Source organism: Thermosynechococcus sp. PKX95, assembly GCF_031583295.1.
Classification (GTDB): domain Bacteria; phylum Cyanobacteriota; class Cyanobacteriia; order Thermosynechococcales; family Thermosynechococcaceae; genus Thermosynechococcus.
In genome coordinates this window covers 2,513,288-2,531,986 of sequence record NZ_CP134171.1, presented here as the reverse complement: position 1 = coordinate 2,531,986, position 18,699 = coordinate 2,513,288, and the positions used below count along the sequence as shown (strand labels likewise).

The 18,699-nt window shown below is 54.5% G+C and carries 17 protein-coding genes; 11 read left to right on the top strand and 6 right to left on the bottom strand.

Going from position 1 to position 18,699, the window contains the following annotated elements; genetic code table 11:
- The first annotated feature begins 8 nt into the window (after positions 1-8).
- Positions 9-461, top strand: coding sequence for a nucleoside-diphosphate kinase (gene ndk, locus RHH81_RS12400; RefSeq protein WP_302677370.1), 453 nt, complete (start codon positions 9-11; stop codon positions 459-461).
- Here the strand turns inward: ndk and RHH81_RS12395 are convergent.
- The gene (locus RHH81_RS12395) at positions 436-1,176 is read right to left on the bottom strand and encodes a TerC family protein (protein ID WP_206200430.1); all 741 of its coding nucleotides are present in this window, start codon (positions 1,174-1,176) and stop codon (positions 436-438) included. The genes ndk and RHH81_RS12395 overlap by 26 nt on opposite strands.
- 389 nt (positions 1,177-1,565) lie before the next feature.
- Between RHH81_RS12395 and RHH81_RS12390 the strand changes: the two genes are divergently transcribed.
- Positions 1,566-2,555 carry an FkbM family methyltransferase gene (locus tag RHH81_RS12390; RefSeq protein ID WP_310453789.1) on the top strand — a complete coding sequence of 330 codons (990 nt, stop codon included), beginning with the start codon at positions 1,566-1,568 and terminating at the stop codon, positions 2,553-2,555.
- Here RHH81_RS12390 and RHH81_RS12385 read toward each other — a convergent pair.
- Positions 2,552-3,439: a Sll0314/Alr1548 family TPR repeat-containing protein gene (locus RHH81_RS12385; RefSeq protein ID WP_310453788.1), complete on the bottom strand. Its 888-nt coding sequence runs from the start codon at positions 3,437-3,439 to the stop codon at positions 2,552-2,554. The two genes, RHH81_RS12390 and RHH81_RS12385, sit on opposite strands and share 4 nt — an antisense overlap.
- 25 nt (positions 3,440-3,464) lie before the next feature.
- On the opposite strand from RHH81_RS12385, the gene RHH81_RS12380 reads away from it, so the two are divergent.
- From RHH81_RS12380 to cysW, 6 genes are all read left to right on the top strand, one after another.
- A complete protein-coding gene (locus tag RHH81_RS12380) occupies positions 3,465-4,130 on the top strand; it encodes an ABC transporter ATP-binding protein (RefSeq protein WP_206200427.1) in 666 nt (221 codons plus the stop codon).
- 128 nt (positions 4,131-4,258) lie between these two features.
- Positions 4,259-8,239, top strand: coding sequence for a magnesium chelatase subunit H (locus tag RHH81_RS12375; RefSeq protein ID WP_206200426.1), 3,981 nt, complete (start codon positions 4,259-4,261; stop codon positions 8,237-8,239).
- A gap of 123 nt (positions 8,240-8,362) precedes the next feature.
- Positions 8,363-8,689 (top strand): hypothetical protein, encoded by a 327-nt coding sequence (locus tag RHH81_RS12370; protein WP_190278112.1) that lies wholly within the window; start codon positions 8,363-8,365, stop codon positions 8,687-8,689.
- A 115-nt stretch (positions 8,690-8,804) separates the two neighbouring features.
- A complete protein-coding gene (locus RHH81_RS12365; protein WP_255521469.1) occupies positions 8,805-9,821 on the top strand; it encodes a sulfate ABC transporter substrate-binding protein in 1,017 nt (338 codons plus the stop codon).
- Entirely contained in the window at positions 9,821-10,672 is an 852-nt protein-coding gene (gene cysT, locus RHH81_RS12360; RefSeq protein ID WP_206200424.1) for a sulfate ABC transporter permease subunit CysT, read from the top strand. Before RHH81_RS12365 ends, cysT begins: the two co-directional genes overlap by 1 nt.
- Positions 10,659-11,498: a sulfate ABC transporter permease subunit CysW gene (cysW, locus tag RHH81_RS12355; RefSeq protein ID WP_206200423.1), complete on the top strand. Its 840-nt coding sequence runs from the start codon at positions 10,659-10,661 to the stop codon at positions 11,496-11,498. Before cysT ends, cysW begins: the two co-directional genes overlap by 14 nt.
- Here the strand turns inward: cysW and RHH81_RS12350 are convergent.
- Entirely contained in the window at positions 11,495-12,781 is a 1,287-nt protein-coding gene (locus RHH81_RS12350) for a homoserine dehydrogenase (RefSeq protein ID WP_255521468.1), read from the bottom strand. The genes cysW and RHH81_RS12350 overlap by 4 nt on opposite strands.
- Before the next feature lie 45 nt (positions 12,782-12,826).
- Entirely contained in the window at positions 12,827-14,350 is a 1,524-nt protein-coding gene (locus tag RHH81_RS12345) for an AAA family ATPase (RefSeq protein WP_310743123.1), read from the bottom strand.
- 116 nt (positions 14,351-14,466) lie between these two features.
- On the opposite strand from RHH81_RS12345, the gene panB reads away from it, so the two are divergent.
- On the top strand, positions 14,467-15,252 hold the full coding sequence (gene panB / locus RHH81_RS12340; RefSeq protein ID WP_206200421.1) for a 3-methyl-2-oxobutanoate hydroxymethyltransferase: 786 nt from the start codon (positions 14,467-14,469) through the stop codon (positions 15,250-15,252).
- 1 nt (position 15,253) lies between these two features.
- On the opposite strand, the gene RHH81_RS12335 is transcribed toward panB, so the two are convergent.
- The gene (locus tag RHH81_RS12335; RefSeq protein ID WP_206200420.1) at positions 15,254-16,195 is read right to left on the bottom strand and encodes a DnaJ C-terminal domain-containing protein; all 942 of its coding nucleotides are present in this window, start codon (positions 16,193-16,195) and stop codon (positions 15,254-15,256) included.
- A 114-nt stretch (positions 16,196-16,309) separates the two neighbouring features.
- Here RHH81_RS12335 and RHH81_RS12330 point away from each other — a divergent pair, with 114 nt between their 5' ends.
- Positions 16,310-17,410 carry a histidinol-phosphate transaminase gene (locus tag RHH81_RS12330; RefSeq protein ID WP_302677376.1) on the top strand — a complete coding sequence of 367 codons (1,101 nt, stop codon included), beginning with the start codon at positions 16,310-16,312 and terminating at the stop codon, positions 17,408-17,410.
- Here the strand turns inward: RHH81_RS12330 and RHH81_RS12325 are convergent, their stop codons facing one another.
- Positions 17,411-17,824 carry a pentapeptide repeat-containing protein gene (locus tag RHH81_RS12325; protein ID WP_302678450.1) on the bottom strand — a complete coding sequence of 138 codons (414 nt, stop codon included), beginning with the start codon at positions 17,822-17,824 and terminating at the stop codon, positions 17,411-17,413.
- 140 nt (positions 17,825-17,964) lie between these two features.
- On the opposite strand from RHH81_RS12325, the gene RHH81_RS12320 reads away from it, so the two are divergent.
- Positions 17,965-18,696 carry a PspA/IM30 family protein gene (locus tag RHH81_RS12320; RefSeq protein ID WP_302678449.1) on the top strand — a complete coding sequence of 244 codons (732 nt, stop codon included), beginning with the start codon at positions 17,965-17,967 and terminating at the stop codon, positions 18,694-18,696.
- Positions 18,697-18,699: the final 3 nt, after the last annotated feature.

The window sequence follows — 18,699 nt, the reverse complement described above, 5'->3', positions numbered from 1 at the left end:
CAGACTGCGTGGAACGGACATTTCTAGCCATTAAGCCCGATGGCGTTCAGCGTGGGCTAGTGGGGACGATTATCCAACGATTTGAACAAAAAGGCTACACACTGGTCGGCCTCAAACTGATGCGGGTCAGCCGCGAATTGGCAGAGCAGCACTACGGCGAACACAAAGATAAGCCCTTCTTTACGGGGCTAGTGAATTTCATTACCTCTGGACCGGTGGTGGCCATGGTCTGGGAAGGCCGGGGGGTGATTGCCAATGCCCGCAAACTGATTGGTGCCACTAATCCCCTCAATGCGGAGCCAGGAACGCTCCGGGGCGATTTTGCTGTAGATGTGGGACGGAATGTAATTCACGGCTCCGACAGTCCCGAAAATGCTGAGCGGGAAATCAATCTCTGGTTCCAGACGCAGGAACTGGTGCCTTGGGAGCCGGCCTTCACCTCTTGGGTGTATGAGATGTAGGTTCATGGGTTGACTTGGGAAGGGTTGGGGGGGTGTCTGGCTCCTCCACCTCCCGCTTGGAAAAGCCCCACGTAAAGCAAAGGGCAATCAGGCTAATCATCACCCAGTCCGAGGGTACCAGCTGGGGATTAATCACGCGAATGAGCAGCCGCAGACCCACCAGCATCACTGTGAAATAGCCCGCATCCTCAAGTCGAGGAAATTCTTTTAGCCAGCGGATAAATAGCTCCGCCATAAAGCGCAGCATAATCACGCCAATCGTGCCGCCGAGTAATACCAGCCAACGCTCATCCGACAGGGCGATCGCCGTTGTCACGCTATCGAGGGAAAAGGCCAAATCCGCTAAGGCCAATAGGGGGACTGCCTGCCAAAAAGAACGAATCACCCGCTCGTGTTCATGTTCTGGCTCGGTCGTAAAGAAAAAGTACTTTGCCGATAACCACAGCAGATAGAGTGCCCCCGCCAACTCAAACTGCCAGAACCGCAAGACCCAAGTCGCTGTGAAAATCAGGCCAATGCGAAAAACGTAAGAAATGGCCAGTCCCAGATTGAGTGCCCGCCGTTGTGCATCTAAGTCTTCGATGCCTCGTACCAAGGCCGCTAGGGCGATCGCATTGTCCGCTGAGAGAACCGCTTCGAGTGCCAACAACACCACAAGTAACAACAGGGTATCCAGTCCCCAGTTGGGCGAGAGTTCCAATAGTTCATCAATCATCGGGTGAGGGAAGTTCTCCAGATTTTTGGCTGCTTATATTTATCGTCGCACAGGAGCGGTACAGCCCTTTTCCCAAAGATGGAACACCCTCAAACCCAGACGTAGGCGCAACCAAAAATGCTAGTGACCTGACCGTTGGGCTGACGGTAGGCCTTACGCACATCCAGTCAGCGGACAAGCGATTCCCCTTTGGTTCTGGTGTGCATAGTCCTGCATCCTGTCGCATTTTCACCGTTAACCTATCACGAGGACTGAAATCTTGGGGAGCCAAGGGGGTGAACATTCTTGGATCGCTCGCTTTACCAAGGTGGCGATGATTGAGCAAAAGACAGTCTTCGCTGGGGCACAATTCAGAATTGTCGTTGACGTTGCAGGAATTCTACGTTGCTATGGGACTCGTTAACAATACGCTAAAAGCGGCAGGCAAGCTCGATCCGCTTTCTTTAACGCTGTGCATCGTTGGCTCTCGCAAAATCTATCATGAGGATGATTATGCCCAATCTCCATGGCATATCTTTGCCCCCAATCTCAGAATTTATGGTTTTGATGCGGATGCCGACGCCTGTGATGAGGCCAATACCGCCTTAGCCGCCCAAGGAATTACGTGGTTTGAGCGTCACTATCCGCTGACGTTGGGCAAAGAGGTGGGAGAATCAACCCTTTACATTACCAACGCCATTCATTGCAGTTCTTTATATCCACCAAATTTGAGCTACACATCGCGATTTCAAGGATTTAATCCTGGCTTGGATGTAGCGGCAAGTGTTCAGGTGGAAACAACCACCCTTGACGCATTTGCCCAAGCTGAAGGCCTTGAGAGCGTAGATGTCCTGCAAGTGGATGTCCAAGGTGCAGATCTAGATGTGTTGCAAGGCGGTGAGCGGCTTCTGGCAGCCAGTACTTTAGCAATCATAGTTGAAGTTGAGTTTTCGGAGGTTTACAGAGGGCAACCCCTCTTTGGGGATATTGATGCATATTTGCGCGCTCAAGGCTTTGTGCTCTTTGACCTACTCACCAATGATGGTTGGTGCCGATTACCGCGCTACGTTTCCCCATTTCACTCCCAACGGCGAGGGGGTCAACTGCTATGGGCCGATGCAATTTACCTGCGGGATTTGCTCAATGAGAGTCAACAGCAGCAAAACCAGCACCTACAGAGCCCTAGCCACTTGCTAAAACTGGCGGCAATTGCTGATGCACTGGACTTTCCTGATTATGCGCTGGAAGTTTTAACGCAACTGACGCTTCGCTATGGCAAAATCCCTCAGTGGAACTGCCGCAAAGAAATTTGCGCTATTTTGGAACAGGTTCAGCCCCTGCTCGGCACAGATATTGCCAAGCTGCCAATTTCAAAGCTGCTGTCTGAGCCAACAACCTAGCCTTGGGGCAAAAGGCGACGGCTAAACTGCTGAATTTCCTCGCGAATCCCTCGCGGCAATTGGCTCTGTTTGGCTAGGGCTTGCTGGAAATATTGCTGTGCCTGCGATCGGTTGCCACTGGCGGCCAAAATTTGTGCTTTCAGATAAAGGAGTTCTGGATTGTTGGGGGCAAGTGCCAAGGCTTGATCAACTGCGTTTAAGGCTTGCGGCCATTGCTTGCGATCGCGATAGGCCAAGGCCAAGCCTCGATAACTCAGGTAATTGGGAGCGGCGTAGGTTTGCAGGGTTTGAATGGCCCGATCCATGCTGACAAAGCCCACATTACTGGCAATACCCCACTCCATAAAGCCACGAACAAGATTCAATTCCGGATCGCGAGGATTGACAGCTTCGGCTCGCCCCACATGATCGAGAACCCGCTGTACCCGCAACAGAGCGGCAGGGGCACCAGCCACAGGCCCCGATCCGGCATCGGAAATTTCATAGCCGGCCATCAGGAAATGCCCCACGGCTTGATAGAGATTTCCCCTCAGGCGATCGCGGCTCGTGAGGGCTTGGGCAGCGCGCAGGGTCTCCTCAGCGTAGCGTTTGTACCCTGCCCAATCCTCATTGAGATAGGCAATGGCAGCAGCCAAGGTCAGGGTTAGGGGTTCTTGGCGATCGCGCTCCAAGGCCGCCGGCAGTAACTCTTTACCTTTGACATAGTTGCCATCGCGAAAGAGGGCAACAAAGACAGCTTCCGTTTGATCGGAAATGGGTCGTGCTTGAGCGCCCGTACGGAAAGGATCCCCAGCAAGGGCAGCGGTACTCAGTACCCAGGGGGCGATCGCTCCACTAAGATAGAGAGCAAAGCGTTGCCACAGGCGCAGTTGACGTGTTTGCACGGTCGTTACCTCCGGAGTCTGCATCTTGTTTTCGGTTCACCATCTCAGCTACCACCCCGCCGCCACCCCCCAGCCCATTTTGCGGGACATTAATTTAGACTTGGGTATGGCTGAACTGGGATTAATTATCGGACCCAGTGGATCCGGCAAAACCACCCTACTAGAGATTTTAGCGGGCTTGGCTACCCCCAGTCGGGGAATCATTCGATGGCAGGATCAGGTTCTCACACCCGATCATTTACAACAGTTGGCCGGATTGGTCTTTCAGTTCCCAGATCGCTACTTCTGTGGCAGTACCATTCTCGAAGAGCTGCGCTTTGGCCACCCAGAAATTCCCTACGAAAACTTTTACCGCGCCCTTGCCGATGTGGGTCTCGATCATTTGCCTTTGCACACCCGCCCCGAATCCTTGAGCGGTGGTCAGCAGCGTCGCCTCGCGCTTGCTGTGCAACTGGTGCGCCAACCCTACCTGCTCTTGCTCGATGAACCCACAGCGGGTCTGGATTGGTCAATGCGCCGCCAATTGGTACAGGTGCTGCGCCGCCTCAAGGAACACTGGAGCCTGCTTGTGGTCACCCATGAGGCCACTGAATTGCGAGAGATTAGCGATCGCACGTGGCGATTGGAAAACGGTTGTCTAGTGCCCTTGATTTCCCAGCGATCCAGTCCTGTAATAAGTTTTAATACTTAGGTAGCAATACTTTGCAATTTGTTACCACAGAACCGCAAAGTCGCTTGCCAGCTTGATTTTCTGCTACAACCACAAAAGGTATATCCCCCTTGGGGTTTGGTCTCGATCGTTACAAGGAGTTTGAACGCATGTTCACCCACGTCAAGTCCACGATTCGGCATATCGCGCCAGCGGCGTTAAATGGGCGATCGCTGTTGCGAGTGGTGTATGTGGTACTTGAAGCCCAATACCAGAGCGCGCTGTCGGCAGCGGTTCGCAGCATTAACGATACCCATCCACAGGTGGCCATTGAAATCAGTGGCTATCTCCTTGAGGAACTGCGCAATCCCGAAAACTATGCCGCCTTCTGTGAGGACGTGGCGCGGGCAAATGTGTTTATCGCCTCCCTGATTTTCATTGAGGACTTAGCGGATAAGGTGGTCGAGGCGGTTCAGCCCTATCGCGATCGCTTGGATGTAGCGGTTGTCTTCCCCTCGCTGCCCCAAGTGATGCGCCTCAACAAAATGGGCAGCTTTTCCTTGGCTCAGATTGGCCAATCCAAGAGCGTCATTGCCAACTTCATGAAAAAGCGCAAGGAGAAGTCAGGTGCCGGCTTCCAAGATGCCATGCTCAAACTCCTGCGAACCCTGCCCCAAGTGCTGAAGTACCTCCCCATTGACAAGGCTCAGGATGCCCGCAACTTCATGCTCAGCTTCCAGTATTGGCTGGGCGGGTCGCCAGAGAACCTAGAAAACTTCCTCCTCATGCTGGCCGATCGCTACGTCTTCAAAGGTCAGCCAAACAGCAACCTCAGCTACCAAGAACCGGTCACCTACCCCGACACCGGTATTTGGCACCCCCTTGCACCGCAAATGTTTGAGGATCTTAAGGAGTACCTCAACTGGTTCAACAGTCGCCGCGATATTGGCGCTGATCTCAAAGACCCTCTCGTGCCCACCATTGGCCTGCTGTTGCAGCGTACCCACCTTGTCACCGGTGATGACGCTCACTATGTCGCCATTGTGCAAGAGTTTGAATCCCAAGGGGCGCGGGTGATTCCCGTCTTCTCTGGTGGGCTGGACTTTTCGACGCCCCTAGAAAAATTTTTCTACGATCCCGTCAACCCTGAGAAACCCATTGTTGATACCGTTGTCTCTCTCACGGGATTCGCCCTTGTGGGGGGGCCTGCCAAGCAGGATCATCCCAAAGCTGTGGCGGCACTGAAAAAACTCAACCGTCCCTACATGGTGGCACTGCCCTTGGTGTTTCAAACCACTGAGGAATGGGAAGACAGCGATCTGGGGCTGCACCCGATTCAAGTGGCGCTGCAAATTGCTCTACCGGAACTGGATGGTGCCATTGAGCCAATTATTCTTTCCGGTCGCGATGGCATGACCGGTAAGGCGATCGCCCTCCAAGACCGCGTCGAAATGATCGTACAGCGGGCACTGAAGTGGGCCAATCTGCGCCGCAAACCCAAGGTGCAAAAGAAAGTCGCCATCACCATCTTTAGCTTCCCGCCGGATAAAGGCAATGTTGGCACCGCCGCCTACTTGGATGTCTTTGGCTCCATCTACAAAGTCATGGAAGCCCTGAAAAACAACGGCTATGACGTGCAGGACATGCCCGAGAGTGCCGAAGCCCTGATGCAGGAAATTCTCCACGATGCCCGTGCCCAAGTGGGGAGTCCTGAACTCAACATTGCCTACCGCATGAGCGTGCCGGAATACGAGCGCCTCACCCCCTACGCCAAGCGCCTTGAAGAAAACTGGGGCAAACCGCCAGGGCACCTGAACAGTGACGGCCAAAACCTGCTCATCTACGGCAAAGCCTACGGCAACGTCTTTATTGGCGTGCAGCCCACCTTTGGCTACGAAGGGGATCCCATGCGGCTGCTCTTTTCTCGCTCTGCCAGTCCCCACCACGGCTTTGCTGCCTATTACACCTTCCTCAACCACATTTGGCAGGCGGATGCAGTGCTCCACTTTGGCACCCACGGTTCTTTGGAGTTCATGCCGGGCAAACAGATGGGCATGTCTGGGGATTGCTACCCCGATAATCTCATTGGCTGTATTCCCAACCTCTACTACTACGCTGCCAATAACCCCTCCGAAGCCACCATTGCCAAACGCCGCAGCTATGCCAACACGATTAGTTACCTCACGCCCCCCGCGGAAAATGCCGGCCTCTACAAAGGGCTGCGGGAACTCAGCGATCTCATTGGTTCCTACCAAACCCTGAAAGATAGCGGTCGGGGGGTTCAGATTGTCAACACGATCATGGACAAGTGCCGCCTAGTCAATCTCGATCAGGATGTGGCTCTCCCCGCTAAGGACGCGGCAGATCTCACTGCCGAGGAGCGCGATACCCTCGTGGGCAAGGTCTATATCAAGCTGATGGAAATTGAAAGCCGCCTCCTGCCCTGTGGCCTGCACGTAATTGGCAAACCGCCGACAACGGAAGAAGCAGTGGCTACCTTGGTCAATATTGCCAGCTTGGATCGCTCTGAGGACGGCATTAAGAGCTTGCCCAGGCTCATTGCCGAGAGTCTAGGGCGGGACATTGATGAGATTTATCAAAATAGCGATCGCGGGGTACTGGCGGATGTTGAACTGCTGCGCCAGATTAACGAGGCGACCCGTGCTGCCGTCAGTGCCCTCGTCCAAGCCCAAGCCGATGCCGAGGGTCGTGTGTCGCGGGTCTCGAAGCTGAACTTCTTTAACATGGGGCGCAAAGAGCCGTGGATTGAATCCCTCCATGGTGCAGGCTATACCCAAGTGGATGCCGCTGCCCTCAAGCCCCTGATGGAATACCTCGAATTCTGTTTACAGCAGATTGTGGCCGACAATGAACTGGGGGCACTGCTGCAAGCCCTTGAAGGCGAGTACATTCTCCCCGGCCCCGGTGGCGATCCAATTCGCAATCCTGAGGTCTTGCCGACGGGCAAAAATATCCACGCCTTGGATCCCCAAGCCATTCCCACTGCCGCTGCTGTGCAGTCTGCCAAAGTTGTGGTCGATCGCCTTCTAGCGCGGCAAAAAGCGGAAAACAACAACCAATGGCCAGAAACCATCGCCATGGTGCTCTGGGGCACAGATAATATCAAAACCTATGGCGAGTCCCTTGCTCAAGTGCTCTGGCTAGTGGGGGCACGTCCTTTACCCGATTCCTTGGGACGGGTCAACAAAGTGGAACTCATCCCCCTAGAAGAGCTGGGGCGGCCACGCATTGATGTTGTCGTCAACTGTTCTGGGGTCTTCCGCGATCTCTTTATCAACCAGATGGCGCTCATTGACCGTGCCATCAAGATGGCTGCCGAAGCCGATGAACCCCTTGAGCTAAACTTTATCCGCAAGCACGCCCTGCAACAGGCTTCAGAATTGGGGATTGACCTGCGCCAAGCGGCCACACGGGTCTTCACCAATGCCTCCGGTTCCTACGCGGCGAATGTCAACCTAGCGGTGGAAAATAGCTCTTGGGAGCAGGAGTCGGAACTTCAGGATATGTATCTCTCCCGTAAGTCCTTTGCCTTCTCGGCAGATTCTCCGGGGACGATGCAGCAGGCGCGGGATTTGTTTGAAACCGCCCTCAAAACCGTGGATGTAACCTTCCAGAATCTCGACTCCTCAGAAATTAGCCTCACCGATGTCAGCCACTACTTTGACTCAGATCCGACCAAGCTGGTGGCGGCACTGCGCAGCGATGGCAAGCAACCCAAGGCCTATATTGCCGATACCACCACAGCCAATGCCCAAGTGCGGACGCTCTCGGAAACCGTTCGCCTCGACAGCCGAACCAAGCTCCTGAATCCCAAGTGGTATGAAGGGATGCTCTCCCACGGCTACGAAGGGGTGCGCGAGATCTCGAAGCGACTAGTCAACACAATGGGCTGGTCGGCCACCGCAGGAGCTGTGGATAACTGGGTTTATGAGGAGGCGAATGCCACGTTTATTCTCGATGAGCAGATGCGGCAGCGGCTTCTGAATACCAACCCCCACTCCTTCCGCAAAATGGTGAGCACCTTCCTCGAACTTCACGGACGCGGCTATTGGCAGACCAGTGAAGCCAATCTGGAACTGCTGCGGCAACTCTATCAAGAGGTCGAGGACAAGATTGAGGGCGTTGAGTAAACAACGTTAATAGCATGGGGGAAGCTCTTCCCCCTTTTTATTTGGACGCCGATGTGATCGGAACCCACCCTGCTCCTTAAGCGTCAGACCCCGCAGTACGTTTTTTCTGTGGAGGAGTTGACGATGTTGAAGACACTTCAAGTCGTTGGCCTATCGTCCTTGACTGGTTTGGCGGTTCTTTCCTTTGTGGATACCGCCGCGGCTCAACTGAATGTCAACGTGAATCTTGGTGGTTCCCGTCAGCCGGTGTATGTGGTGCCCAGTCCCTCTAGCCAACCCGTCTATGTGGTGCCTACCCCTCAAACACAACCCGTGTATGTGGTACAGCCAAGAGTGGTTAGTGTTCCGCCAGCCTCCCCGCGATCGCGCCATCACCGCAAAAAGCCCCATCGCAATCAACCGCAGTATGTGATTCCCGCGAATCCGAGTGGGGTGCTGATCACGTTTTAAGAATTCCAGTCAGAATCGCCGCCCCTTCTGCTAAGATGGATTACACATCAGTATTCCGACCGATTTATCGTAGATTGATGGCAGAATGGTCAATTGGCGGCGTTTTAGGGTTTGGTTGAGCTTGTTCTTACTAGCGGTAGGTCTCAGTGGTCTCACCGCTGCTTGTCAATTTCAGGCCACTCTGCCCGATGGTCGCCCTGCTCAGGTGAATCTAACGCTTTCTTCGTTCTCGGTCACTAAAAAAGCGCACGAGGCTATTATGCCCCTGTTTGCTGCTCAATGGGAACAGGAACATCAACAAAAAGTGCGCTTCCGAACGAGTTATGGTCCCTCGGGCAGTCAGTCACGGGCGGTGATTGATGGCCTAGAAGCCGATATTGTCCACTTGTCCCTTGCTTTAGATGTCGATCGCATTGCCAAAGCAGGGTTAATTCGCCCCGATTGGGCTAGCCAAGCCCCCCACAACAGCATTGTCACCACTTCTGTCGGTGCCCTGATTACCCGTGACGGCAACCCGAAAAATCTGCAAACATGGCAGGATCTCACCCGTGAGGGGGTGACATTTGTGACTGCCGATCCCAAAACCTCTGGCGCGGCTCGCTGGAACTTCCTTGCGCTGTGGGGATCGGTCACGGAAACAGGGGGAACGTTTGATCAGGCGCGGCAGTTTGTGACTGAAGCCTTTCGCCATGTGGCTGCTCTCCCCCGCGATAGTCGTGAAGCCACTGATGCCTTTTTGAAACAGGGACAGGGGGATGCCCTGATCAACTATGAAAATGAAGTGATCTTGGCTCGCCAAAAGGGCAAGACCCTTTCCTATATCCTTCCTCCTGTGAATATCCTGATTGAAAACCCGATCGCCCTTGTGGATCAATACGTGGATAAACATGGCACACGGGAGGTAGCACAGGCCTATATTGACTTTCTCTATACTCCCCAAGCTCAGGAGATCTTTGCCCAATATGGTTTTCGACCCGTGGATGCCACCGTCCTTGCCGCTCATCAGCAGACGTTTCCACCCGTGCCCACCCTCTTTACCGTGGCAGATTTAGGGGGCTGGGAGAAGGTGCAAGCCCAATTTTTCGCTAATGGCGCCCTGTTTGATCAAATTCAGCAGGAGAATCAAGCCTGATGACCGCTACCCACCCCATTTCGCCGTCACTCTCTCCTCAGAAACAGCGCTGGCAGTTTCCTTGGGTTTGGAGAATCACGGTCTTTTACTTACTCGTGATGCTGGCTGTACCCATTGCTGCCCTCTTGAGCCGTGCCAGTAGTGCTGGGCCACTGCATTTTTGGCAGGTGGCAACGCGGGCGATCGCCCTCTCGGCCTATGAAGTCACGTTTGTGACTGCCCTCATCGCAGCGCTGATCAATGGCGTCTTTGGTACCCTGATTGCTTGGGTGCTGGTGCGCTATTCCTTTCCGGGGAAGCGCTTCTTTGATGCTGTCGTGGATCTACCTTTTGCATTGCCAACGGCGGTGGCGGGTCTCACCCTCGCAACGGTCTATAGCGAAAATGGCTGGATTGGTAGCTTACTAGCGCCCTTCGGAATCAGAATTGCCTTCAGCCGCTGGGGGGTGGCGGTGGCGATGCTCTTTATTTCCTTACCCTTTGTGATTCGCACGGTGCAGCCCGTCCTCACTGAAATGGAAAAGGATGTGGAGGAGGCAGCATGGTCGCTGGGTGCTACCCATGGGCAGACCTTTTGGCGAGTGATTTTGCCACCTTTGATGCCCGCTATTCTCACAGGCGTTGCCCTAGGCTTCTCACGGGCAGTGGGGGAATTTGGCTCAATTGTGATTATTTCCTCCAACACTCCTTTTCGGGACTTGATTGCCTCAGTGCTGGTGTTTCAGAGCTTAGAGCAGTATGACTATGAGGCAGCAACCATTATTGGTACGGTGATGCTCTTGGTATCCCTAGCGATTTTATTTCTGATTAATCTGCTGCAAGCGTGGGGGCGGCGCTATGCGGAGCGTTAAACCCTCGCCCACCCAAGAAAAGCCATGGCTCCATGCCCTTTTGATTGTCATTGCCATCGCCTACTTAGCCCTTGTGCTTTTGCTGCCGGCGGCCAATGTCCTTTTCCAAGCCTTTCACAAGGGAGTCATGCCCTTTCTGGAAAATTTGCTGGAGCCGGATTTTCTGCATGCGGTGTGGCTGACGTTTGCCCTTGCCTTGGTGGTGGTGCCCTTAAACACGATCTTTGGTCTCTGTGCCGCTTGGGCGATCGCCCGCCATCGCTTTGCGGGACGCACCCTTTTACTGAGCATTATTGACCTACCTTTTTCCATCTCCCCCGTTGTTGCCGGACTGATGCTGGTACTGGTCTATGGCCGCAATGGCTGGTTCGGGGGCTGGCTGCAAGCTTTAGATATTCGCGTTATTTTCTCTTTTCCGGGGATGGTGCTGGCAACAGCCTTTGTGAGTTTGCCCTTTGTGGCGCGAGAAGTCATCCCTGTTCTAGAAGAAATCGGCACCGAGCAGGAGGAAGCCGCAAAAACCCTAGGCGCCAATGAGTGGCAAACCTTTTGGCGAGTCACCCTGCCCAATATCCGCTGGGGGCTGCTCTATGGGGTCTTGTTGACCAATGCGCGAGCGATGGGGGAGTTTGGCGCTGTGGCAGTGGTCTCTGGCAATGTGGCGGGTCTGACGCAAACCCTGCCCCTCTTTGTGGAGGATGCCTACAAAAACTACAATACGGAGTCCGCCTATGCGGCAGCGGTGATCCTTGGCTTGCTAGCGCTTGTGACGCTCGTGGTTAAGGAAATTTTGGAGCGGAAAACAGGGATCAAGCCCAATCCCTAGGAGGTGCCGAGGACGCGCAAAATCGAGGGCACGGCTTCAATATCGGTCATTTGGGCAATCTCGGCCATAGCTTGACGAAACTCCCCTTCGCGCACATGGTGGGTGACAATCACAATTTCTGCCAGTTCATTGTGGCTGCCAATTTGCACAAGGGATTCCAAGCTAACATTGTGGTTGCCAAAACAGGTACCCAGTTTCCCTAGGACTCCCGGATGATCTTGGGCATGGACACGGGCATAGAAACGACTATCCACCTCCGCCATCGGTAGCAGCGGCATAAACTGATCGTGCTGGCAGGTGAGCAAGGGATGGCTGGCACGTCCTTGGGGGAGAAGGGCGGCAATGTTGATTAAATCCGCCACGACGGCACTGGCGGTTGCCCCTGCACCGGCACCGGGACCATAGAACATCACCTGTCCCAAAGGCTCTGCCTCTAGGAGAATGGCATTAAAGACGCCATTGACGCCGGCAAGGGGGTGCTCAAGGGGCACGAGCGTCGGATGAACGCGCACCTCTAGGGGCTGGCCACTGAGCTGGCGGGCGATCGCCAGCAGTTTAATGCGAAATCCGAGTTTTTCCGCATAGGCAATATCTACCGCCGTGATCCCACGAATGCCCTCGCAATACACTTCCTCGCGGCGAATCCGCCCCCCAAAGGCAAGGCTGGCCAGAATGGCAATTTTATCCGCGGCATCCCATCCCTCAATGTCAGCACTGGGATCGGCTTCGGCATACCCTAGGCGTTGGGCATCGGCAAGGATGGGGGCAAAATCCCCCTGTTCCTGCTGCATGCGGGTCAGGATGTAGTTGGTGGTGCCATTGAGAATGCCGCTGACACTGTGGATACGATTGGCACCTAGGCTCTGTTTCAGGGCTTGAATGACAGGAATACCACCGGCCACGGCCGCTTCGAGCATCACATAGACCCCTTGGGCATTGGCCGCATCAAAAATTTCAGCACCATGGCGGGCAATGACGGCCTTGTTGGCGGTGACAATGTGCTTGCCGTGGGCAATGGCTTTGAGGATGAGCGATCGCGCCGGTTCAATGCCGCCGAGGACTTCCACCACAATGTCAATCTCAGGATGAGTCACAATGCGTTCTAAGTCAGTGGTCAGGAGCTTGGGATCAAGGGCAACAGCACGGGGCTTATGGATATCCCGTACCCCCACTTGGGCGATCGCCAGTTCCTTGATCAGCGGGTGGCGCCCCGCTGGATCCGCCAAAATTTGCGCCACACCGCCACCAACAGTGCCCAACCCCAGTAAACCAATGTGATACATCAGACCCGTCCTAGTGCACTGTTCCTATTATCAGTCGCGCTCGTCCTAGTCACACACATGGCGAACATAGGGTTCCTCCTCAGGCAAAAAGGATTCAAAACTCGCCACTTGGGCAGCAATGAGATCGGGCGTGGCCTCGGCAATATCCCCTTGGCGATCGCTCAGACGACGGCGCAGTTCCTCAGGCGGTGCATTACAGAAGTGAATCTCCAAGGGCACCTGCAATTTCTCAGCTAAAGCAATCACGGGTTGGCGCAGCGCCACGCGATCGTACTTGGCATCCAAAATCACCGTTTGTCCTTGACGCAGCAACAATTCTGCATAGGCCAAGAGCTGATTATAGGTTTTTTGGGTCATGGCCTCAGAATAGAGATCGACCTGCGGGAAATCACTGCTGCGGCGGTCAAGGGGGATGCCCGCCAAGTGCTTACGCACGGCATCGGAGCGGATTTGAATGGCTTGCTCGGCTTGGGCGAGACCCCGTCCCCGTGTGCTTTTGCCTGCCCCAGAGAGACCGCACATGACATAGAGCTTGGCTTGACGTGGTTGGGTGTAGCGATAGGCCGCCTCATAGTAGGCCGCAGCCGTGGCTTGAATCTGTGCCTTTTCGGCCTCGCTAATGGCGGGATCGTTGAGGGCCAAGGCGTTCACATTGCCGCGAATATAGGCTCTGATGCAAAGGTAAAGGGGCAACAGCACCGCCCCAGCGTAGTCCCCACTCCACTCCAAGTAGGTATTGAGGAAGAGATTGGCCAAGTCCCCGCGACCCCGAAACTCTAGATCCATCAGCAAAAAGGCGGCGTCATAGATGCCATCAATATTGCGAAATTCTTCGTTGAACTCAATGCAGTCGAAAATTTGCACCCTGCCGTTGTACAGGCAGATATTGTTCAGGTGCAGATCCCCATGGCATTCGCGGATTTTGCCTGCGGCTTGCCGCTGCACCAACCACTCCTGATGCCGGGTCAGAAAGTCATCGGTAAAAGCCTGAATCGCCGCGTACTGCTCTGGGGATTGACAGCGACCGACAAACTGAGCCGCCAAGGCATGGCAATTGTTAATCACTTGGGCGATCGCCCGCGGGGAGCCAAATTCACTAATGTGGGGACTGGTGGCAGCCGTGCGGTGAAAGTGAGCCAGTTCTTTACCGAGGGATTCAATTAGGTGGGGGGTGACTTGGTTGGCTGCAAAGAGGTGCGAAAACAGTTGCGACTGATCAAATTGCCGCATTTGCACGGCATAGTCAATCACCTCAGCTCCCGCAGGTAAGTCTTGGGGATCCGCCACAAAATAGCGATCGCCTACCGCCACAATGGGCACCACCGCCAAGTAGAGATCTGACGCCAAACGGCGATTCAGCCGTAACTCTTCCCGACAGTAAAATAGCCGCTTTTCTAGGGTTGTAAAGTTCAAAAAGCCAAAATCCGCCGGCTTTTTCACCTTATAGGCATAGTCCCCCGTCAGAAATACGTAGGAAATATGCGTTTGCAGCAATTGAATGGGAGAGGTCACTGCATGGGGGTACGCAGCAGGGGTTAATAGGGCTTCGACAAAGGCAGGCAAAGACATGCGTATTGTGGCTAACATCGCGCCCCAATCATATCACTAGACTCTATGCCTGTGGCTAAATTGACGTTTTGAGCGTTCCTTTAGAGGATGGGGATACGAAGCTCGTGGATTTGACTATGGTGCGTCGCCCCGTCACATTACCCCAACTCCAGCAAAAAAAACAGCAGGGAGAGCCAATTACCATGCTCACGGCTTGGGATTATCTGTGGGCGCGGCTATTGGATGCGGCGGGGGTGGATGTGATCCTTGTCGGGGATTCCCTTGGTATGGTTGCCCTTGGCTATCAAACCACGTTGCCGGTGACCCTTGATCAGATGATTCACCATGCGCAGGCGGTGCGGCGGGGCGTCAGCCACAGTTTCCTCGTGTGTGACCTGCCCTTTTTGAGCTACCACGAAAGCCCCGAACAGGCCCTGCGCTCAGCGGGGCGTTTAGTCAAAGAAGCAGACGTCCAAGCAGTGAAAATGGAAGGTGCCTCTCCAGTGGTGCAGGCAGCAACGCGGCGCTTAGTGGAGGCCGGCATCCCGGTGCTGGGTCATGTGGGTCTGTTGCCGCAGCGGGTGCATCAGTTGGGGGGATGGCGACAACAGGGGAAGACGCCACAGGGGGCAGAAGCAATTCTCGCAGATGCCCTTGCTCTGGCCGAAGCAGGAGCCTTTGCCGTGATTTTGGAGCATATTCCTGCGGATTTGGCACAGCAGATTACTGCCAAGCTGGAAATTCCCACGATTGGAATTGGCGCAGGCCCCTACTGTAATGGTCAGGTGTTGGTGACGGCAGATGTTTTGGGCTTGAGTCCACAGGTGCCCCCCTTTGCTAAGGTGTATGCCGACTTGGGCACTCAGGCGATCGCTGCCCTTAAGAGCTACTGCCAAGCTGTAAAATCGCGGCAATTTCCCTAACTTAGAGCGGCCAATGGGCACGGGGGTTAAAGGTGCGCAGCGATCGCAACTTTTCGTAGAGTTCTTTTTCTTGGGCACTCAGGGATTTGGGGGGCACAATTTGCACCTTGGCCAAGAGATCGCCAGTAATGCCGCTACTACTGCGCCACCCTTTGCCCCGCAACCGCAGCGATTGCCCAGATCGCGTACCAGGGGGCACATTCAAAACCACAGTCCCAGAGGGCGTCGGTACCGTGACTTGAGCACCCAAGGCAGCTTCATCCGGCGTGATTGGCAAATCAATCACCAATTGATCCTCTTCAAAGCGGAAGAGGGGATGGGGCGCCACCTGTACCGCGAGATATAAATCCCCTCGCTGTTGGGTGTAGGGGTTATATTGACCTTTCCCCCGCAGTCGTAACTTCGTTCCTGGTTTAATGCCAGCGGGAATCGTCACAGTCACCTGTTCATTGCCAATCTTGAAGGTTTTTTGGCACCCCTCAAAGGCCTCTTGGAAACTAATTTGTACCTCTAAATCAATATCGGTGCTCCCAAATGGCGATGAATCAAAGCCAGCGCTGCTCCAAGTGCGGGTACGCCCTGTGGTGGTGCCAGTGGCAAATCGCCCCAGCAACTCGTTGATAAAGTCTTCAAAGCTGCTAAACTGACTAAAGTCAGCGCCAAAGTCACCAATATTGACATTAAAGCCACCAGCACCCGCCGCACTGGCCTGTTGCCAATACTGACCAAATTGATCGTATTTGCGTCGCTTTTCCGGATCTGAGAGCACTTCGTGGGCTTCGTTAATTTCCTTGAAACGAGCTTCTGCCTCTTTGTCCCCCGGATTTAAGTCGGGGTGATACTTGCGCGCGAGGCGGCGAAAGGCTTGCCGAATTTCGGCATCCGTGGCATTTTTGCTGACCCCGAGGATTTGGTAGTAATCTTTGAAGTCGGTACGCGCCATAGGAACATTCGCCTCTACGTAATCAAAAGATGAAGATTTAGTGTCAGGGCTGGCAGCAAATTAAGGCAAAAAGCTCAGTGCTATTATAGTTGAATCCCTTTATACCGTCTTGGCATGGCGACGTTTCTTCGTCCAGAACTGAGCAACCTCCGCGCCTACTCCACCCCCAGCAGTGACTCCCTACCCCTAGAACTGGATTACCTCGATACCAATGAGTTTCCGTGGGATTTGCCCACTGCCCTTAAGGAGGCGTTAGCTCAACAGTATGTCAGCACCCTCGCCAGTCATCGCTATCCTGACAGTCATCATTGGCCGCTGCGGCAGGCGATCGCTCGCTATGTCAGTGAACACAGCCCAACGGAGATCTCCCCACACCAAATTGCGGTTGGCAACGGCTCCGATGAGCTAATTCGCTCGATTTTACTGGCCACTGCGATCGGGGGCTACGGTTCTATCCTAGTGGCAGAACCGACATTTTCCATATACGGGATCCTCGCCCAAACCCTAGGGATTCCCGTCCAGCGATCGCCCCGCGATCCTGACACCTTTGCCGTGCAAATTGCTGAAGCCAATACCCTCATTGCCCAAGCGGCTCCCCCCGTGCGCGTTCTCTTTATGCTGCAACCCAACTCCCCAACAGGGAACCCCCTAACCGCAGCGGAGGTGGACTGGCTACGGCAGCTTCCTGAGGACATTTTAGTGGTGATTGATGAGGCCTATTTTGAATTTTCGGGCAAGACACTGGTGGGGGACTTGGCAGCGCATCCCAACTGGTTGATTCTGCGTACGTTTTCCAAAGCCTTTCGACTCGCCGCCCATCGGGTGGGCTACGCCATTGGCAATGCCGAGGTGATTGCGGTTTTAGAAAAGGTTCGTCTGCCCTATAACCTGCCTACGTTTTCTCAAGTGGCGGCGCAGGTTGCCCTTGACCATCGGCCGGCGTTGCTGGCAGAGATTCCCACGGTGCTAGCGGAGCGGGAGCGCCTCTATGAACGGCTTCAGGGTTGCCCCCAACTGCGGGTATGGCCGAGTGTGGCCAATTTCCTCTTTTTCCGCTTGCAGGAACCGCAATACACCCAGCCCCTGTGTGATGCCTTGCGGCGTCAGGGGACTCTTGTACGGGCGATCGCTAGCGGCATTCGGGTCACCATTGGCACACCAGCGGAGATGGAGCGCTTTTGGCAACGGCTGCAAGCTTTTTTGCACCAGCTTTAGCTAATCGGACAAGCGGCCATTGGGCAGGACTGTTCCCCGCAGGGTTGCCGTGGCTAAAGACGTGTAGGTCAGTGTGGCACCCCGCAGGTTGGCGCGACTCAGGTTGGCTTGGCGCAATTGCACAGCCGTCAGTTCAGCATTGATCAGCTTAACTTCAATCAGCTTGGCATTGGTCAAATCCACGTTGGTCAGTGTGGCATTGCTTAAATCCGAGCCACTGAGATCGGCCCCTGCCAAATTCACATCTTCTAGGTTGACACCGCGCAAATCCAATCGCCGAAAGTCACGCCGCCCTTTGGCATAGTCTGCCAGCATTTGATCAGCTCTATTTTGATTAATGATGGCTGGGGCGTAGCGACTGAGAAAACCGTGTTTATCAAAGGCGTCTGAAGGTTGCCCCGAAGAAGCAGACATCACTAAAAGTAGGATCAGGGTTCTGATGATTTTACTATAGTTTAAGCCTAGGGCAGCGACCGTTTTTGGAACTCGTGGCCAAAGGGTCTAAGGAAAGTGGCATACTGCTATAGATAAGGAACCAATAGGGAGATAACGCTGTGGGACTGTTTGATCGCGTCAGCCGTGTGGTTCGCAGTTGGCTCAATGCGCTGGTGGGTGCTGCTGAAGATCCCGAAAAAATCCTTGAGCAGACCATGATTGAAATGCAGGACAATCTGGTGACCCTGCGGCAAGCCGTCGCCCAAGCGATCGCCTCCCAAAAGCGGTTAGAGCAACAGTTCAACCAACATCAACAGCAGGCGGCTGAGTGGGAGCGCCGTGCCAAAATTGCCCTGCAACATGGGGATGAGCAACTAGCGCTTGAGGCCTTGAGTCGCAAAAAAACAGCACTGAATGCAGCCATGGCTCTCAAAGGGCAATTGGAGCAGTCCGTGACCCAAGTGGAAGCCCTCAAAAAACAAATGCAGCAGCTTGAAAGCAAAATCGCGGAAGCGAAAACCCGCAAAGAAATGCTGGTGGCACGGGCACGGGCAGCCAAGGCCTCAGAGCAACTGCAACAAACCTTTAGCAGCCTCAACACCAATGCCCCCATGGCCGCCTTTGAGCGCATGGAGGAACGGGTTCAGGAAATGGAGGCTCGCTCCCAAGCCGTGGCTGAACTCAATAGCGATACCCTCGAAGCCAAGTTTGCCGCCCTCGAAGCCGGCAGTGTGGATGACGATTTGGCACGGCTGAAGGCAGAATTGGCCAACCCGCAACTGTCACCCAGCAGCACCCCTGCCTACGATCCAGAGTTGGAAGCCCTGCGGCGGGAACTGAAGAAGAACTAGTTA